Genomic DNA, 18,689 nt, shown 5'->3' with positions numbered 1-18,689 from the left:
GACCGTTACCGCCATCACCGAGATGAGCTCGACGGCCGAAAGCGTCGCGCAGAACGCCGCAGAAACCGCAGCGTTCACCCAGCGCGCCAACGAAAACGCCGACCGTTCGCGGGTGGTCGTCGGTGAAGCCACCAACAGCGTGGTGGCCTTGATCGATGAAGTGGCCAGCGCCACCAAAAAAGTCGAGAACATGCAGCAGGACGCGCAGCGCATCACCGAGATTCTCGGGGTGATCGGCGCCATCGCCGGCCAGACCAACCTGCTGGCGCTCAACGCCGCCATCGAAGCCGCCCGGGCCGGTGAACAGGGTCGCGGCTTTGCCGTGGTGGCTGACGAAGTCCGCGCCCTCGCCGCCCGCACTCAGGCCAGCACCTCGGAGATCAACGAAATGCTGACTCGCCTGACCCAAGGCGTGAGCTCCTCGGTCAGCGCCATGGAAAACACTCAGGCCAGTTGCCAGTCCGCCGCCGACGCCACGGCGCGGGTCAACTCGGGTCTGGATGAAATGGCCGGTTCGGTCAGTCACATCAACAGCCTCAGCACGCAGATCGCCACCGCTGCCGAACAGCAGAGCGCAGTCACCGAAGAGATCAACCGCAGCATGGTGCAGATCCGGCACATGGTCGAAGAACTGGTGCACAGCGGCCAGGCCAGCGAACGCAACACCCACCAGCTGCTGGAGGCCAATAACCGGGTGAGCGCGATCATGGGGCGGTTCAAGGTTCGGTGATCCCCCATTCTCCTGTAGGAGCTGCGGCACGCTGCGATCTTTTGATCCTGGTTCATAAAAATCAAAGTCAATAGATCGCAGCGTGCCGCAGCTCCTACAAGGGATCGCGTGGTGTCTGACAGATTTGTAATCTCCCGCTCAGCAGGCTGTCAGGCTTGATCCATGATCATCCTGCCAGCCTGTCTTGTATCAACTTGAAACACTCCGTTGATGCCGGGCAGGATAATCCGGTCAAAATGCTTTCCTTTTTGATCGTCATCCGAGCCGAGAATCCATTATGCGAACCTCCCTGCGACTGACCGCCCTCAGCGCCCTGCTTCTCTCCTCCCTGGCCCAGGCGGCCGACCTGATTCCGATCGAAGTGCATCGCGATGCCAATTGCGGCTGCTGCAAAAAATGGATCAGCCACCTCGAAGCCAACGGCTTCAAAGTCGAAGACCACGTCGAAAGCGACATGAGCCGCTTCAAGCAGCAACACGGCGTACCACCGCGCCTGGGCTCGTGCCATACCGCGCTGATCAACGGCAAGTTCGTCGAAGGCCACGTGCCGGCTGAACAAGTACTGGCCCTGAGCAAGCGTGACGATCTGTTGGGTATCGCCGCACCGGGCATGCCTATGGGTTCGCCGGGCATGGAAATGGACGGCATGAGCGATGCCTATCAAGTGATCGGCCTGAAAAACGACGGCACGGACGTGGTGGTGGCGGACTACCCGGCACACTGATGGCTGCCGGTTACCTCGGGCTGTTCGCGGCAGCGTTCGGCGCTGCGACGCTGCTGCCGCTGCAATCGGAAGCGTTGCTGGTCGGCCTGATCGCCAGCGATCGTTACTGGCTCTGGGGTCTGTTAGGCGCGGCGACGCTGGGCAATGTCCTCGGTTCGCTGGTCAACTGGTGGCTGGGGCGTGGCCTCGAACGGTTTCAGGATCGACGCTGGTTTCCGGTCAGCGCGAAACACATGGCCACCGCACGCAAACATTACGAGCGTTACGGTCACTGGTCACTGCTACTCAGTTGGCTGCCGGTGATCGGTGATCCGCTGACCCTGATCGCCGGCGTCATGCGCGAGCCACTCGGGCGCTTTCTATTGATCGTCACCCTGGCCAAGGGCGCGCGCTACGCGGTGGTGGCGATGCTGACCCTGGGCTGGCTCGGTTGAACATTCCGCTCGCGGCGTTGCCTGTCGTTAACGTCGCCCTAATCCGGGCGTTCCAGCATCGGCCGATTTTCATGGAGTTTGTCCCTATGTCCGTCACGCTCTCCCGCTGGCTGCCCGGCCTGTTCCTCAGCGCCGCGCTGCCGCTGTTTGCCCATGCCGCCGCAACTGAAGCAGCCCCCGCCGACGGCCCGACCTATGGTTCGGAGCTGCAGGGTTTTCAGTATCCCTACACACTCAAGCACTTTGCCTTTCAGTCCCAGGGGAAATCCCTGCAGATGGGTTACATGGACGTCGCCGCCCATGGCAAGGCCAACGGCCGCACCGTGGTGCTGATGCACGGCAAGAATTTCTGCGCCGCCACCTGGGACAGCTCGATCAAGGCCTTGAGCGAGGCCGGTTACCGCGTCGTCGCGCCGGATCAGATCGGCTTCTGCACCTCGAGCAAGCCCGACCACTATCAGTACAGCTTCCAGCAACTGGCGACCAACACCCAACAACTGCTCAAGGCCCTCGGCATCCAGAAAGCCACGCTGCTCGGCCACTCCACCGGCGGCATGCTCGCCACCCGCTACGCGCTATTGTTTCCGGAACAGGTCGAACAACTGGCGCTGGTCAACCCGATCGGTCTGGAGGACTGGAAAGCCCTCGGCGTGCCTTATCGCACCGTCGATCAGTGGTACCAGCGCGAACTCAAGGTCACCGCCCAAGGCATTCGTGACTACGAACGCAACACCTATTACGACGGCCGCTGGAAACCCGAATTCGACCGCTGGGTCGACATGCTCGCCGGCCTGAGCAATGGGCCAGGCAAGACCCAGGTGGCATGGAACTCGGCGCTGATCTACGACATGATCTTCACCCAGCCGGTGTACTACGAGTTCAAGGACCTGAAGATGCCGACCCTGTTGCTGATCGGCACGTCCGACACCACCGCCATCGGCAAGGATCTCGCCTCCCCCGAGGTCAAGGCGAAAATCGGCCACTATGAGGTGCTCGGCAAGCAGGTCGCCAAACTGATTCCACAGTCGACGCTGGTGGAGTTTCCCGGCATGGGCCACGCGCCGCAGATGGAAGAACCGGCGAAATTTCACCAGGCCTTGCTCGGCTGGCTGAACAACCCCAATCCCGTTCGTTGATGAGGTAAGGCTGATGGCGGTGCAGATTGCAGTGATCGATGACTGGCAGGACGTGGCGCGGGACGTGGTCGACTGGTCGGTGCTCGACAGCATCGGCGAAGTGACGTTTGTGCACGACTACCCGGCGGACAACGCCACACTGGCCGAACGTCTTGGCCAGTACCAGGTGATCTGCGTAATGCGCGAGCGCACGCGTTTCGATCAGGACCTGCTGCAGCGCCTGCCCAACCTCAAGCTGCTGGTCACCGGCGGCATGCGCAACGCGGCGCTGGACATGCAGGCGGCTGCCAGGCTCGGGATCCAGGTCTGCGGCACCGACAGCTATAAGCACGCGGCGCCGGAACTGACCTGGGCACTGATCATGGCCGCCACGCGCAATCTGGTGAATGAAGCCAATGCCCTGCGCGCCGGCGGCTGGCAGCAAGGGCTGGGCGGTGATTTACACGGCAAAACCCTGGGCATTCTTGGTCTGGGCAGCATCGGTCAAAAGGTCGCGCAATTCGGTCAGGTGTTTGGCATGCGCGTAATTGCCTGGAGTGAGAATCTCACCGCCGAACGCGCTGAAGCCGGCGGCGTGACCCGGGTCAGCAAACAGCAACTGTTCGAGCAGGCCGATGTGCTGTCGGTGCATCTGGTATTGAGCGAGCGCAGCCGTGGGCTGGTCGACGCACAGGCGCTGGACTGGATGAAACCCGGCGCGCTGCTGGTCAACACCGCCCGCGGGCCGATCGTCGATGAAGCGGCGCTGATCAAGGCATTGCAGAAACGCAAGATCGCCGCAGCGGCGCTGGATGTGTTCGATCAGGAACCATTGCCTGAACTGCATCCGTTTCGCACGCTGGACAATGTGCTGGCCACACCGCATGTGGGGTATGTCAGCCGGCAGAACTATGCGCAGTTCTTTTCGCAAATGATCGAGGATATTCAGGGGTGGGCGGCCGGCAACCCAATCCGAATCCTCAACTGACCCCGTGCAGGAGCTGCCGAAGGCTGCGATCTTTTGATCTTGTTTTTTTAGATCAAGATCAAAAGATCGCAGCCTTCGGCAGCTCCTACAGGTGCATACGTGTTCAGCAGATCAACAAACTGACCGCACCACAACAGTGCGCTTCGCCTTTCCGCTAGCACAAAATCGTGACCGGCCAGTCACCGTTTTAGCCCTCTCCATCAAAAAAACCTGCCCTTCGTCGGTGCGTTCCCGCTTGAACACCACGGTTTTCGCTGCCTGCAAACCGATTGTCGAACAATTTACCCGTTTGCTCTCGCCCGCTCTAGGATCTGGCCTAGACTGATTTTCGCGGGTTAAAACCGGCCAGTCACAAAGCCGAAAAATTGTCGAAACTTTTGCCGATGGCGGCGGGTCATCTGAAAGGCAGGGTCAACGCGACTGGTGCAATCCTTGCAACGGCCCTTTCACCCATTCTGCTTGCGCGTGTTGGGTAGCGTTTGCTCACCGATGCGTGGCGCGTTTGCGCCCGGCCACAGGATTTGGCCACAGCTTGTTCGATACAAGAATCAGATCAACGACACGGGAGATTCATATGATCAGTGCGGCATTGGATATTCAGGGAGAGCGTGCTCAGCAGGCGGTTGGTGAATCGAGCACCATGAGTCTTCCCGGCAGCCGGTCGATCAGCGTCCCGGGCACCAAAACGCTGACGCCAGTCGCCAGCCAGAATCCGAACAAGAAGAAAGTGCTGTTCGTCACCTCGGAAATTGCCGATCTGGTGAAGACCGGCGGTCTGGGTGACGTCTCCGCCGCCCTGCCCCGCGCCATGGCGCACTTGCACGATGTGCGGGTGTTGATCCCCGGCTACCCGCAGGTGATGCACAGCGAGAACCCGATCCATATCATCGGCGAACTCGGCGGCCATGCCGCACTGCCCCCGTGCAAGATCGGGCGCATGGACATGCCGGACGGACTGGTGATCTACGTCCTGATCTGCCCTGAACTGTATGAACGTGAAGGCTCGCCCTACGGCGCCAACAATGGCCGCGACTGGCCCGACAACCATATCCGTTTCGCCCGCCTGGGTCTGGCCGCTGCCGATATCGCCGCCAACCTCGCACAGATTCACTGGTGCCCGGATCTGGTGCACGCCCACGACTGGCCGGCCGGTCTGGCTCCTGCCTATATGCACTGGCGCGGGCAGCGCACGCCGACCCTGTTCACCATTCACAACCTGGCCTATCAAGGCGTGACCAGCCTTGGCTCGTGCCCGGAACTCGGCATCCCGACCCATGCTCTGCAACAGGAAGGCATGGAGTTTTACGGCAAGATGTCGTTCCTCAAGGCCGGTATGGCCTATTCGAGCCACATCACCACCGTCAGTGCGACCTATGCGCAGGAAATCACCACCCCGGATTTCGGCTGCGGTCTCGACGGTTTTCTCGCCGCCAAGACCCAGCAAGGCTTGCTCAGCGGCATTCCCAACGGCATCGACGAAAGCTGGGATGCGGCGACGGATCCGCACCTGTTCGCGCCGTTCGCCATCGGCGACTGGGAAGGCAAAGCGATCAACGCCGCCCATGTGCGTGAACTGTTTGGCCTGAGCGACTCCAGCGGCCCGCTGTTTGCCGTGGTTTCGCGACTGGTCTATCAAAAAGGTCTGGACCTGACGCAAGCCGTCTCCGAATACATCGTGCAGAACGGCGGCCAGATCGCAATCATCGGCCGTGGCGAGCCGGAAGAAGAACAGGCCATGCGTGAGCTGGCGCTGCGCTTCCCCGGGCAGATCGGCGTGCGCATCGGCTTCAATGAAACCGACGCCCGCCGCATGTTCGCCGGCAGCGATTTCCTGCTGATGCCGTCGCGTTACGAGCCTTGCGGCCTCAGTCAGATGTACGCCCAGCGTTTCGGCTCGTTGCCGGTGGCGCGCAATACCGGCGGGCTGGCCGACACCATCGAGAATGGCGTCACCGGTTTCCTTTTCGACGAATCCACCGCCGACAGCTACCGCGAAGCCCTGAGCCGTGCGTTCAAGGTCTTCGCCTTCCCCGAATTGCTCAACGCGATGCGCTGCCGGGCCATGGCCGCGCCGTTCAACTGGTGCAAAGCGGTCGAACCCTACGCCGAACTCTACGAACGACTGGTCGCCAAGGCGCTGGGTAAAGCCGGCCACAAATAACTCAGGGAGCTTTTCACGATGCCGTTACGGACCCAAGAAAACTGGCCCCACGGCGCGATCATGCAGGACGCCGAACACACTCAGTTTGCGCTGTGGGCACCGGATGCGTTTTACGTCAGTGTCGAACTTGAAGACGGCCAGTCCCTGCCGATGTTGCCGCAGGGCGATGGCTGGTTCGTGATCAAGGCCCGGTGCCCGGCGGGCACCCGCTACCGCTTCAATATCGACGGTGAACTGGAGGTGCCCGACCCGGCCTCCCGCGCTCAGGACGGTGACCTTGACCGCCACAGCGTGGTGGTCGATCCGCTGGCCTATGACTGGCGGCACACCACCTGGCACGGCCGGCCGTGGAGCGAAGCGGTGATCTACGAGCTGCACGTCGGCGCACTCGGCGGTTTTGCGGAAGTCGAGCAGCATCTGGCGCGTCTGGTCGAGCTGGGGATTACCGCCATCGAACTGATGCCTGTCGCGCAATTTCCCGGTACCCGCAACTGGGGTTACGACGGCGTACTGCCTTTCGCACCGCAAGCCTCCTATGGCACCCCGGAACAACTCAAACACCTGATCGACAGCGCCCACGGCCATGGTCTGGCGGTGATTCTCGACGTGGTCTACAACCACTTCGGCCCCGACGGCAATTACCTCGGTCGCTACGCCAAAGGTTTTTTTCGCGAAGACAAGCACACGCCCTGGGGGACGGCGATCGACTTCCGCCGCCGTGAAGTGCGGGACTTCTTTATCGAAAACGCGCTGATGTGGGTGCTCGAATACCGTTTCGACGGTCTGCGCCTGGACGCAGTGCATGCGATCGAAAGCCCGGATTTCCTGCCGGAGCTGGCACAACGCATCCGTCAACAGATCGATCCGACGCGCCACGTCTGGCTGACCGTGGAAAACGAGCTCAACCAGTCAAGCCTGCTCGAAGAGGATTACGACGCGCAGTGGAACGACGACGGGCACAACGCCCTGCACGTGCTGCTGACCGGCGAAACCGATGCCTATTACGCTGACTATGCGCTGCAACCCACTGAGCAACTGGCCCGCTGCCTGAGCCAGGGCTTCGTGTTTCAAGGCCACATCACCCGCCACGGCGAACCTCGCGGTGAGCCCAGTGAACACCTGCCCTCCACCGCTTTCATCCTGTTTCTGCAGAACCACGACCAGATCGGCAACCGGGCCTTCGGCGAACGCCTGCATCAATTAGCCGACCCACGCGCCGTGCAGGCCGCCACCGTACTGTTACTGCTGTCACCGATGATTCCGCTGATGTTCATGGGCGATGAGTTCGCCGCCGAGCAACCGTTCCTGTTCTTCACCAGCCACCACGGTGAACTGGCGGATCTGGTGCGCGAAGGTCGGCGCAATGAGTTCGCCGCGTTCAGCGCCTTCACCGATCCGCACCAGCGCGAAAAAATTCCCGATCCGAATGCTGAAAAGACCTTCCACGCCTCACAGCCACGCTTGATCGGCAGCGGCAGCGCAAAACAGCAGGAAACCCTCGCGCTGTACCGACGCCTGCTGCAATTGCGCCATCAATACATCATTCCCAACCTGTCCGGCACCCAGGCGCTCGGGGCGCACATGCTCGGTCGTGGCGCGGTTAGTGCGCGCTGGCGCCTGGGCGATGGCAGTGAGCTGCGAATTGACCTGAACCTCAGCGACACGCCAGTGGTCAACCCAGCACAGAGCGACGCTGTGTGGCTGTTTCAGCAACCGCCCGCCGTTGCCCTGTCGGAACCGGGCCAACTGCCCGCGTATTGCGCGCTTGTCAGCCTCACGGCCGCAACCCCCTTGCAACCTCTGGATGGAGAGCGCCTATGAGCGATGCGCAACTGGAAATACTCGCAAGCCGCGCCGGCCTCGCCGTCGACTGGATCGACGCCAATGGCCGCCCGCAGAAAGTCGCCCCGGCGGTACTGCGCAATGTCCTTACCGGGCTGGGTCATCCGGCCAACACCGCGCAGGAAATCGATGCCAGCCTGCTGCAACTGCAACAAGTACAGCAAGATCGCCACTTGCCGCCGCTGTTGACCGCCGATGTCGGGGTCGGCGTTGATCTGGCTCGCTATTTCGAGCCCGAGACGCCTTGCGAAATCCACCTCGAAGACGGTTCCCGCCTTAACCTCAAACTCGACGCCGAAGCGAAACTGCCCGGCTTGATCCCGGTCGGTTATCAGCAGGTGCATATCGCCGATCAGTATTTCACTCTGGCCGTGGCCCCCGAGCGTTGCTTCAGCGTGGGCGATGCGGTAGACAACCCGATCCCTCGCGTCTGGGGCCTGAGCGCGCAGCTGTACAGCCTGCGTCGCCCCGGCGACTGCGGCTTTGGTGACACCCAGGCACTGGAGGAACTGGCTCGTGTGGCCGGCGAACGCGGCGCCGATGCGCTGGCGATCAGTCCGTTGCACGCGATGTTCAGCGCCGACACCGGGCGCTACAGCCCTTATTCGCCCTCCAGCCGTCTGTTTCTCAACCCCCTGTATGCCGCACCGGGCGCCATCCTTGGCGAACGGGCCTTGCGCGATGCGATCGACGCCAGCGGGCTGGCGGAACAATTTCGTCAACTGGAAGATTCGAAACTGATCGACTGGCCGACCGCCGCCAACGCCAAACAGGCATTGCTGCAAGCCTTGTACGATGGTTTTGTCACCGGCGAGCATCCGTTGCACCCGGACTTCGCCAGTTTCCGTCATGCCGGTGGCGAAGCGCTGGAAAATCACTGCCGCTTCGAAGCGATTCAAGAAATGCGCGCTGCCCGTGGCGAAAGCCTCGACTGGCGGGAATGGCCGGAACACTGGCACGACCCGCGCGGTGCCGCCCTTGAAGCCTTTGCCGAGGAATACGCCGAACGCATCGGTTACTTCGCCTTCTGCCAATGGCTGATCCACCGCTGCCTGGAGCGCGCGCAGACGGCTGCCCGTAGCGCCGGCATGGGCATCGGCCTGATCGCCGACCTCGCGGTCGGTGCCGACGGCGCCGGCAGTCAGGCCTGGAGCTTTCAGGACGAATTGCTCGCCTCGCTCACCGTGGGCGCGCCCCCGGACATTCTCAACCGCTCCGGTCAGGGCTGGGGGATTTCCGCGTTTTCCCCCGAGGGCCTGATACGCAACGGCTTTCGCGCGTTCATCGACATGCTCCGGGCCAACTTCGCCCATGCCGGCGGACTGCGCATCGATCATGTGATGGGCCTGCAACGCCTGTGGGTGATCCCCAATGGCGCCGTTCCGGCCGATGGCGCTTATCTGTATTACCCGTTCGACGACCTGCTGCGCCTGCTGACCCTCGAATCCCATCGGCATCAGGCCATCGTCCTCGGCGAAGACTTGGGCACGGTGCCCGAGGGGCTGCGAGAAAAGCTCAGCGCACGTTCGATTCTCGGCATGCGCGTGCTGTTGTTTGAGCAGGACAACACCCGTTTCAAGCCGATCCTCGACTGGCCGGACAACGCGCTGGCGACCACCAGCACCCACGATCTGCCAACCCTCAACGGCTGGTGGCACGGCCGTGACATCGACTGGAATGCGCGCCTGGGCTTTGTCGATGCCAACGGTGAAATCGACTGGCGCCGTCATCGCCAGCGCGAACGCGAAGGCCTGCGCGGGGCCCTGAGTCAGGACCCGCAGAACTTTCGCGAAGAGTCCCACGAAGCCGATCAGGTGGTGGACGCCAGCGTGCGTTTCCTCGGCCACACCCGCGCGCCGCTGGTGTTGCTGCCGCTGGAGGATGCGCTGGGCATCGACGAACAAGCCAACCTGCCGGGTACCATCGACAGCCACCCGAACTGGTCGCGGCGCCTGCCCGGCAACAGCGAAGCGTTGCTCGACGGCACCGATGCCGCGCGGCGTCTGGAACTGCTGGCCTGTGCCCGCCTGCAAGCTGCCGAGCGTGACCAATGAACCAGACGCTTATCCAGCCTCTACGCGCCACCCTGCGCCTGCAATTTCACAAGGGTTTCACGTTGGAACAAGCGGTGCCGCTGGTACCGTACTTTGCCCGCCTGGGCATCAGCCACCTCTACGCCTCACCGCTGCTCGCGGCCCGCGCCGGCTCCATGCACGGCTACGACGTGGTCGACCCGACCCAGGTCAATCCAGAACTCGGCGGCGAACCGGCACTGCGGCGTCTGGTCAGCACCCTGCGCGAACACAACATGGGGCTGATCCTCGACATCGTCTCCAACCACATGGCCGTCGGCGGCGGGGACAATCCGTGGTGGCTCGACCTGCTGGAATGGGGTCGACTCAGCCCTTACGGCGAGTTCTTCGACATCCAGTGGCACTCGCCAGATCCGTTGATGGAAGGCCAGTTGCTGCTGCCGTTTCTGGGCAGCGATTACGGCGTCGCGTTGCAGGAAGGTTCGCTGAAACTGCACTTCGACGCACGGCAAGGGCGCTTTTACGTCGAGCATTACGAACACCACTTCCCGATCTGCCCGAATGACTACGGTGAACTGCTCAAACCCATTGAGAGGCTGAAGTCACTGGCTGATCGTTTCAGTGCGTTGAGCTACCAGAACGACGCGCACGCGCTGGCGATGCCGCTCAAAGCTGAATTGAAGGAGCTGGCAAGCGATCCGCAGATCTTCGCCGCGATCGAGGAAAGTCTCGCGCAATACGATTCCACCACTGCCGAAGGTTTCGACAAGCTGCACCAATTGCTCGAACGCCAGAGCTACCGTCTGGCCAGTTGGCGCACCGCAGCGGATGACATCAACTGGCGGCGCTTTTTCGACATCAACGAACTCGGCGGCCTGCGTGTCGAACGCCCGGCGGTGTTCGAAGCGACTCACGGCAAGATTTTCCAGTTGATCGCCGAAGGGCTGGTCGACGGTTTGCGCATCGACCACATCGACGGCCTCGCCGATCCGCGCGGTTATTGCCGCAAACTGCGTCGGCGCCTCGACTTGCTCGCGCCGGGTCGGCACTTGCCGATCTACGTCGAGAAGATTCTCGGTGCCGGCGAAACCCTGCGCACCGACTGGGCAGTGGATGGCAGCACCGGTTACGAGTTCATGAATCAGCTCTCGTTGCTGCAACACGACCCCGATGGCGAATACGTCCTCGGCGATCTGTGGCAGCGGCGCACCGAACGTCCGGCGGCGTTCATCGAAGAAGCGCAACTGGCGCGCCAGCAGATTCTCAATGGCTCGCTGGCCAGCGACTTCGAAAGCGTCGCTCAGGCGCTGCTGCAGGTTGCCCGGGACGACCTGATGACCCGCGACCTGACCCTCGGCGCGATTCGCCGCGTGTTGCAAGCGCTGATCGTGCATTTTCCGGTGTATCGCACCTACATCAGCGCACTCGGTCGTTCGGCGCAGGATGAGCACTTCTTCCAGCAAGCCATGGACGGCGCCCGGCAGACCCTGAGCGAAGGCGACTGGCCGGTGCTCGACTGCGTGGCCGCATGGCTCGGTGGCACGCCGTGGCGGCACACTCCGCGCGGACGCTCACGCAAGATTCTCAAGCACGCCTGCGTACGTTTCCAGCAACTGACCTCCCCTGCGGCGGCCAAAGCCGTGGAAGACACCGCGCTGTACCGCTCGGCGGTGCTGCTGTCGCGCAACGACGTCGGCTACAACACCGAACAGTTCAGCGCACCGCTGAGTGACTTCCACGCGATCAATCAACAGCGCATGGAGGCGTTTCCCGACAACTTGCTGGCCACCGCCACCCATGACCACAAACGCGGCGAGGACACCCGTGCGCGGCTGGCGGTGCTCAGCGAGCGCTGCCACTGGTACGCCGAACAGGTCGAGTTGTGGCGCGCCCTCGCCCGTCCGCTGCGTGACGATGATCAACAGCCCTCGTCCGCTGATGAACTGATCCTCTATCAAGCCCTGCTCGGCAGTTGGCCGCTGCACTTGCGCGATGATGATCAGGCCGGCTTGGCCGATTACGCCGAGCGGATCTGGCAATGGCAGCAGAAAGCCCTGCGCGAAGCCAAGCTGCAGAGCAGTTGGAGTGCACCGAATGAAGCCTATGAAAACGCTGCGCAGACGTTCACTCAACGCCTGCTCACCGGTGCAGAAGGCGAGCTGCTGCGCGCCGCGCTGAGCAAGACCGTGAACAGTATCGCTGCGGCCGGCGCCCTCAACAGTCTGGCGCAAACCTTGCTGCGCATGACGGTGCCGGGGGTGCCGGATCTGTATCAGGGCAACGAGTTCTGGGATTTCAGCCTGGTCGATCCGGACAACCGCCGGCCGGTGGACTACGCCGCTCGCGAGCAGGCCCTGCATCAACGCATTGAAGTCGAGACTCTGCTGGCGAACTGGCGTGACGGGCGTATCAAGCAAGCGTTGATCGCCGAGGTGCTGAACCTGCGCGTCGAACACGCCGAGCTGTTCCGGCGCGGCGCGTACCAAGCCTTGGAGGTACTGGGCAGCCAGGCGCACAACGTGCTCGCGTTTGCCCGTGAGCACGAGGGGATGTACGCCATCGTGATCGTCCCGGTGCGCTGCGCGACGCTGCTGGAAAACGGTGCCGTCCCTCAAGTTGATGCGCTGCGCTGGGGCGATACACGGGTGGTTTTACCGTTCGCCGCCTCTGACACAAACCTGAAGGGACTTTTTCACAGCAGCGCAGTCACAAAAAACAGGGAGCTGAACGTCAGCGCCGCGCTGGGGGATATCCCGGTCAATCTGTTTATCCAACTCTTTACGTAACGACGAGTTCAGTTCAGGAGCATTGCGATGAGTACCGACGATAAACGCATCCGCGAGTTCGCCTATCAGATCTGGGAATCAGAGGGCAAACCTGAAGGTCATGAAGCACGCCACTGGGAGATGGCGCGCAAACTGGCTGAAGCCGAAGCTTTGGCACCGAAGAAAGCGCCGAAAGCGGCGGGCAGCAAAACCGCCGGCAAAGGCACCGACAGCAAGGCTGCGGCGACCAAGCCCAAGGCGCCCGCGGCCGCCAAGGCCAAACCGGCAGGCGCCGCCAAGGTCGTCCCGCCGGGTGAAAAAGCCGCCGAGAAAAAGCCCCGCGCCCCACGCAAGCCCCCGGCCAACTGACACACCCGGATTGTTGAACTGAATGACCGTGTGGCGGGTTCGCCCGTCACGCAGGGACAACTCGTCCTCAAAAAACCTGATAACCCCTGTCAGGGAGAGATGTCTGTGGTGAGGGGATTTATCCCCGATCGGCTGCGAAGCAGTCGCAGGGCCGCTGCGCGACCCATCGGGGATAAATCCCCTCACCACAGATTCTTTTCCCACAGTTGATTATTCGAACCAACCCGTTTTGCAGGAGCAATCATGACCAGTCCAAAAAAAGCCGAGCCCGCAGCGCACGCTGAACCGTCGAGAATCCGTGAAGGCCTGCCCTTCCCGCTCGGTGCGACCTGGGATGGTCTGGGGGTCAACTTTGCGCTGTTTTCCGCCAATGCCACCAAGGTTGAGTTGTGCATATTCGACGACGCCGGAGAAGTTGAACTCGAACGTATCGAACTGCCGGAATACACCGACGAGATCTATCACGGTTATCTGCCCGACGCCCACCCGGGGCTGATCTACGGCTACCGCGTCTATGGCCCGTATGACCCGGCCAACGGCCACCGCTTCAACCACAACAAACTGCTGATCGACCCCTATGCCAAACAACTGGTTGGCGAGTTGAAATGGTCCGAGGCGCTGTTCGGCTACACCATCGGCCATCCCGACGCCGACCTCAGTTTCGATGAGCGCGACAGCGCTCCCTTCGTGCCCAAATGCAAAGTCATCGACCCGGCGCATACCTGGGGTAACGACCATCGCGTCAGCGTGCCGTGGGACAAAACCATCATTTATGAAACCCACGTGCGCGGCATCAGCATGCGTCATCCGTCGGTGCCGGAGAACGTGCGCGGCACCTTCGCCGGGTTGATGGTCGATGATGTACTCGAACACATCCGCAAACTCGGCGTGTCGTCGGTGGAACTGCTGCCGATTCACGCCTTCGTCAATGACCAGCACCTGCTGCACAAGGGCATGACCAACTACTGGGGTTACAACAGCATCGCCTTCTTCGCCCCGGATCCGCGTTACCTGGCCAGCGGCAAGATCGCCGAGTTCAAGGAGATGGTCGCGCACCTGCACGAGGCCAACCTGGAAGTGATCCTCGACGTGGTCTACAACCACACCGCCGAGGGCAACGAACAAGGCCCGACCCTGTCGATGCGCGGCATCGACAACGCCTCGTATTACCGGTTGATGCCGGACGACAAGCGCTACTACATCAACGATTCCGGCACCGGTAACACCCTCGACCTGAGCCATCCGTGTGTGCTGCAGATGGTCACTGACTCGCTGCGTTACTGGGCCAGCGAAATGCATGTCGACGGTTTCCGCTTCGACCTGGCGACGATTCTCGGGCGTTATCACGACGGTTTCGACGAGCGTCACAGCTTCCTCGTCGCATGCCGTCAGGACCCGGTGCTGCGCCAGGTGAAAATGATCGCCGAGCCATGGGACTGCGGCCCCGGCGGCTATCAGGTCGGCCACTTCCCGCCGGGCTGGGTCGAGTGGAACGACAAGTTCCGCGACACCGTGCGCGCGTTCTGGAAAGGCGACGACGGCCAGGTTGCCGACTTCGCCAGCCGCATGACCGCGTCCGGCGAGATGTTCAACCAGCGTGGGCGACGGCCGTATTCGTCGGTGAATTTCATCACCGCCCACGACGGCTTTACCCTCAACGATCTGGTGTCGTACAACGACAAGCACAACGAGGCCAACGACGAGAACAACCAGGACGGCAGCAACAACAACCTGTCGTGGAACCACGGCGTCGAAGGCCCGACCGACGATCCCGAGATCAACGCGCTGCGCCATCGGCAGATGCGCAACTTCTTCGCCACGCTGCTGCTGTCGCAAGGCACGCCGATGATCGTCGCCGGCGACGAATTCGCTCGCACGCAGGACGGCAACAACAACGCCTATTGCCAGGACAGCGAGATCGGCTGGGTCAACTGGGACCTCAGCGAAGACGGCAAGGCGCTGCTCAAGTTCGTCAAACGCCTGATCAAGTTGCGCATGGCTTATCCGATTCTGCGCCGTGGGCGTTTCCTGGTCGGCGAGTACAACGAGGACATTGGCGTCAAGGACGTCACCTGGCTGGCGCCGGATGGCACCGAGATGACCACCGAACATTGGCATGACGCGCATAACCGTTGCCTGGGCATGCTGCTCGATGGCCGTGCGCAGGAGACCGGGATCCGCCGCAAGGGTGCCGACGCGACGCTGCTGCTGGTGGTCAACGCCCATCACGACATCGTCAATTTCAGCCTGCCGGAAGTGCCGGAAGGCAGTTTCTGGACCTGCATGATCGATACCAACCAACCGGCCATTCGCGGTCAGGAGCGCTTCGAGTTCGGCCATGAATACTCGGTCACCGGCCGTTCGCTGCTGCTGTTCGAACTGCAACGCGAAGAAGAAGACTGATATGGACCTGCAGCACTATCTGGCGCGCCGCCCGCCGGACTACGCCGACACCGCCGCCCTCGGCCACTGCCTGCGAGCGTTGGTCGAAGCCGGGCTCGATCAACTGCCGTTACCGGGCAGTGGCCTTACGCTGGAGCGTTTTCAGCGTCTGGCCGAAGTCGGCGGACACGACTTGGGCTTGTGCAAACTCTATGAAGGCCACACCGACGCACTGGCGATCATCGAACAACTGGGGGGGACGCCCACGCCGGGCAGCACTTGGGGCATGTGGGCGGCGGAACCGCCGCAGGCGCGGGTGCAAGTGCGCCCGGCCGGGCACATGGTGCGCCTTGACGGGCGCAAGGCCTGGTGTTCCGGTGCGGCGGTGCTCAGCCACGCACTGCTCACGGCGTGGGACGCCGAAGATCGCCAGCAACTGGTGGCGGTGGGGCTCGATCAACCGGGGGTGACCATCACCGATCAGGGCTGGCAGGCGGTCGGCATGGGTGCCACCGGCAGCGTCGAAGTGTTGTTCGACGGCGCCGAAGCCCAGGCCATCGGCGAGCCCGGTGACTACCTGAATCGCCCCGGTTTCTGGCAAGGCGGGATTGGCATTGCCGCATGCTGGTACGGCGCGGCACGGCAGATCGCCGAGGCACTGCGGCAACACTGCGCGCAACGCCAGGAGCCACACGCCCTCGCCCACCTCGGTGCGGTCGATGCGGCGTTGTACGCAGCGGCGAATGTGCTGCGTTTCAGTGCTCTGCACATTGATGCGCACCCCGAAGCCGATGCCCGACTGTTGGCCCAGCGCGCCCGCGCTGTGGTCGAACAATCGGCTGAGCAAGTGATGCGCGATGTCGGCCGGGCGCTGGGCGCCGGGCCGTTCTGCAAGGATCGACACTTCGCCCGGTTGAACGCCGATCTGCCGGTGTTCCTGCGCCAGAGCCATGCCGAGCGTGATCTGGCGGCCCTTGGCCAAACGCTGGCTGAACACCCCGAGGAGGCCTGGACGCTATGAATGCCGTGAACAAACCCGATCCGATCATCGGCCACCAAGGGACTTCCCTGTTGCAATGGCAGCATTCCCGGCACCTGGCGGCGCTGGACAGCGTCGATGTCCTCAGTCTGGTGCCGCCGGGCGCGCGGGCGGTGATTGTCGCCCCGCACCCGGACGATGAAGTGCTTGGCTGCGGCGGGATGTTGCAGTTACTGGCCGCCGCCGGGCGTCAGTTGCAACTGATCTCGGTCACCGATGGCAGCGCCAGTCATCCCGGCTCCGAGCGCTGGCCGGTCGAACGCCTGAGCGTGGTGCGCCCGCAGGAATCGGCGGAAGCCCTGCGTCGCCTCGGCGTGCCACTGCACCGGATGAAATGGCTGCGCGGCGGTTTCAGCGACAGCCAGGTTGCCGCGGATGAGCCGTCGCTGGTCGCGTTCATCGAACGCCACCTGCGCCCCGGCGATGTGGTGTTCAGCACTTGGCGCGAGGATGGCCATTGCGATCACGAAGCCGCCGGTCGCGCCAGTATCGAAGCCGCACGCCGGGTCGGCGCCACCTGCCACGAACTGCCGGTATGGACCTGGCACTGGGCCTCCCCCGAAGACGCCGCAGTGCCGTGGCAGCGCGCGCGCAAGATTCTGTTGTCACCCGAGCAAGTGGCGCGCAAACGCCACGCGGTGCATGCCTTTGCCAGCCAACTGGAAGGCGACCCGCAAGCCGGGCTGCAACCGGTGCTGGCGCCGTACGTGCTGGATCGTCTGCTGCAACCCTTCGAAGTGGTGTTCCTGTGAGTGTCGATGATCGCTACTTCGAAGGCCTGTTCCGCGCCAGCGATGACCCTTGGGCGTTTCGCGAGCGCTGGTACGAACAACGCAAACGCGCGATCACCCTCGCCGCCCTGCCCCGCGCGCATTATCGGGCGATCTTCGAACCCGGTTGTGCCAATGGCGAACTCAGCGCCGAACTGGCTGGCCGCTGTGACCGTCTGCTGTGTTGCGACACCGCCAGTGCGGCGGTGAACCTGGCGCGCAATCGATTGAGCCTGTTTGACCACGCCGAAGTCCGCCAGAGCCGCCTGCCCGGCGACTGGCCGGAGGAAAAATTCGACCTGATTGTATTGAGCGAAATCGGCTACTACCTCGATGCCCAGGATCTGACAGACGTGATCCGGCGCATCAGCGATTCCCTGACCGCAGACGGGCAATTGCTCGCGTGCCACTGGCGCCCGTCCATCGAAGGCTGCCCGCTCAATGCCCGCCAGGTGCATGACTTGATTCACGAACAATTGCCGCTGCCGCGTCTGGCGCTGCATCAGGAAGCCGACTTCATCCTTGAGGTCTGGAGCCGCGAGCCGCGCTCGGTGGCCGCACTGGAGGGCCTGCGATGATCGGCATTCTGATTCCCGCGCACAACGAAGAAGACTTGCTCGAGCAGTGCCTGACAGCCGCTCTGCGTGCCAGCAAACATGGACTGCTGGCCGGTGAACCGGTGGAGGTGCTGGTGGTGCTCGACAGTTGTACCGACCGGTCGGCACAGATTGTCAGCGGCTTTCCGGTGCTGAGCCTGCACATCGACGCTCGCAACGTCGGCCAGGCCCGTGCCGCCGGCGCGCAGGTTTTACTGGAGCGTGGTGCACGCTGGATCTCCTGCTCCGACGCCGACAGCCGCGTGGCCGACGACTGGCTGGTGGCGCAGTTGGGCCTGGGCGCCGACGCGGTATGCGGCACGGTAACCGTCGAGCACTGGGATCAATCGTTCGACGAAGCCGCGCAAATCCGCTATCACAGCCACTATCAGGCGCGTGACGGGCATCGGCACATTCACGGTGCCAACCTCGGAATCAGCGCAGACGCCTATCGTTGGGCCGGGGGGTTCAAACCTTTGGCCTGCGATGAAGATGTCCAACTGGTGCGGCAACTGGAGCTGTCCGGCGCCGACATCGCCTGGAGCCATCGCCCGCAAGTGCACACCAGCGCCCGTCTGGACAGCCGAGCCCGGGGCGGATTCGGTGATTACTTGCGAAAAATGGTACAGATAGACATAAAAAAAGCGGATCAGATTGATCTGTGACGCGACGAACCGGTTTTCATGAGCAATACTCTGCTGCGCGGCAATCCAGGGTTCGGAGCGTCGCACAGCAATCCAT

Annotated in this window: 14 protein-coding genes and 1 pseudogene; all 15 read left to right on the top strand. The window is 62.6% G+C overall.

The window, feature by feature from the left end; genetic code table 11:
• Positions 1-202: 202 nt before the first annotated feature.
• Positions 203-730, top strand: a pseudogene (locus B1722_RS30015) (methyl-accepting chemotaxis protein); the annotation flags it as partial.
• Positions 731-1,007: 277 nt separating this feature from the next.
• A complete protein-coding gene (locus tag B1722_RS02160; protein ID WP_086791088.1) occupies positions 1,008-1,454 on the top strand; it encodes a DUF411 domain-containing protein in 447 nt (148 codons plus the stop codon).
• The gene (locus B1722_RS02155) at positions 1,454-1,888 is read left to right on the top strand and encodes a YqaA family protein (protein WP_041067067.1); all 435 of its coding nucleotides are present in this window, start codon (positions 1,454-1,456) and stop codon (positions 1,886-1,888) included. Before B1722_RS02160 ends, B1722_RS02155 begins: the two co-directional genes overlap by 1 nt.
• 86 nt (positions 1,889-1,974) lie before the next feature.
• Complete coding sequence (locus tag B1722_RS02150; protein ID WP_086791087.1) at positions 1,975-3,024, top strand: alpha/beta fold hydrolase; 1,050 nt, start codon at positions 1,975-1,977, stop codon at positions 3,022-3,024.
• Positions 3,025-3,037: 13 nt separating this feature from the next.
• Positions 3,038-3,991 (top strand): D-2-hydroxyacid dehydrogenase family protein, encoded by a 954-nt coding sequence (locus B1722_RS02145; RefSeq protein WP_086791086.1) that lies wholly within the window; start codon positions 3,038-3,040, stop codon positions 3,989-3,991.
• Positions 3,992-4,565: 574 nt separating this feature from the next.
• Positions 4,566-6,152: a glycogen synthase GlgA gene (gene glgA / locus B1722_RS02140; protein ID WP_041067060.1), complete on the top strand. Its 1,587-nt coding sequence runs from the start codon at positions 4,566-4,568 to the stop codon at positions 6,150-6,152.
• A gap of 18 nt (positions 6,153-6,170) precedes the next feature.
• A complete protein-coding gene (treZ, locus tag B1722_RS02135; protein WP_086791085.1) occupies positions 6,171-7,973 on the top strand; it encodes a malto-oligosyltrehalose trehalohydrolase in 1,803 nt (600 codons plus the stop codon).
• Entirely contained in the window at positions 7,970-10,048 is a 2,079-nt protein-coding gene (gene malQ, locus B1722_RS02130; protein ID WP_041067055.1) for a 4-alpha-glucanotransferase, read from the top strand. Before treZ ends, malQ begins: the two co-directional genes overlap by 4 nt.
• Positions 10,045-12,813: a malto-oligosyltrehalose synthase gene (locus tag B1722_RS02125; protein WP_086791084.1), complete on the top strand. Its 2,769-nt coding sequence runs from the start codon at positions 10,045-10,047 to the stop codon at positions 12,811-12,813. Before malQ ends, B1722_RS02125 begins: the two co-directional genes overlap by 4 nt.
• A 27-nt stretch (positions 12,814-12,840) precedes the next feature.
• Positions 12,841-13,161, top strand: coding sequence for a DUF2934 domain-containing protein (locus B1722_RS02120; protein WP_041067049.1), 321 nt, complete (start codon positions 12,841-12,843; stop codon positions 13,159-13,161).
• Positions 13,162-13,404: 243 nt separating this feature from the next.
• A complete protein-coding gene (gene glgX, locus B1722_RS02115) occupies positions 13,405-15,564 on the top strand; it encodes a glycogen debranching protein GlgX (RefSeq protein ID WP_047294185.1) in 2,160 nt (719 codons plus the stop codon).
• Between the two features lies 1 nt (position 15,565).
• Entirely contained in the window at positions 15,566-16,564 is a 999-nt protein-coding gene (locus B1722_RS02110; protein ID WP_086791083.1) for an acyl-CoA dehydrogenase family protein, read from the top strand.
• Positions 16,561-17,334, top strand: a complete 774-nt coding sequence (locus tag B1722_RS02105; RefSeq protein WP_086791082.1) for a PIG-L deacetylase family protein — start codon at positions 16,561-16,563, stop codon at positions 17,332-17,334. The genes B1722_RS02110 and B1722_RS02105 overlap by 4 nt, the downstream gene beginning before the upstream one ends.
• Positions 17,331-17,930 carry an SAM-dependent methyltransferase gene (locus B1722_RS02100; protein WP_086791081.1) on the top strand — a complete coding sequence of 200 codons (600 nt, stop codon included), beginning with the start codon at positions 17,331-17,333 and terminating at the stop codon, positions 17,928-17,930. Before B1722_RS02105 ends, B1722_RS02100 begins: the two co-directional genes overlap by 4 nt.
• Positions 17,927-18,613 (top strand): glycosyltransferase family 2 protein, encoded by a 687-nt coding sequence (locus B1722_RS02095; RefSeq protein WP_041067035.1) that lies wholly within the window; start codon positions 17,927-17,929, stop codon positions 18,611-18,613. Before B1722_RS02100 ends, B1722_RS02095 begins: the two co-directional genes overlap by 4 nt.
• Positions 18,614-18,689 lie beyond the last annotated feature (76 nt).

Source organism: Pseudomonas sp. SCPG-7 (genome assembly GCF_002156405.1).
In the GTDB taxonomy this organism is placed as follows: domain Bacteria; phylum Pseudomonadota; class Gammaproteobacteria; order Pseudomonadales; family Pseudomonadaceae; genus Aquipseudomonas; species Aquipseudomonas parakoreensis.
Note: the sequence above shows the minus strand (reverse complement) of the source record. Positions and strands in the feature narration are given on the sequence as shown.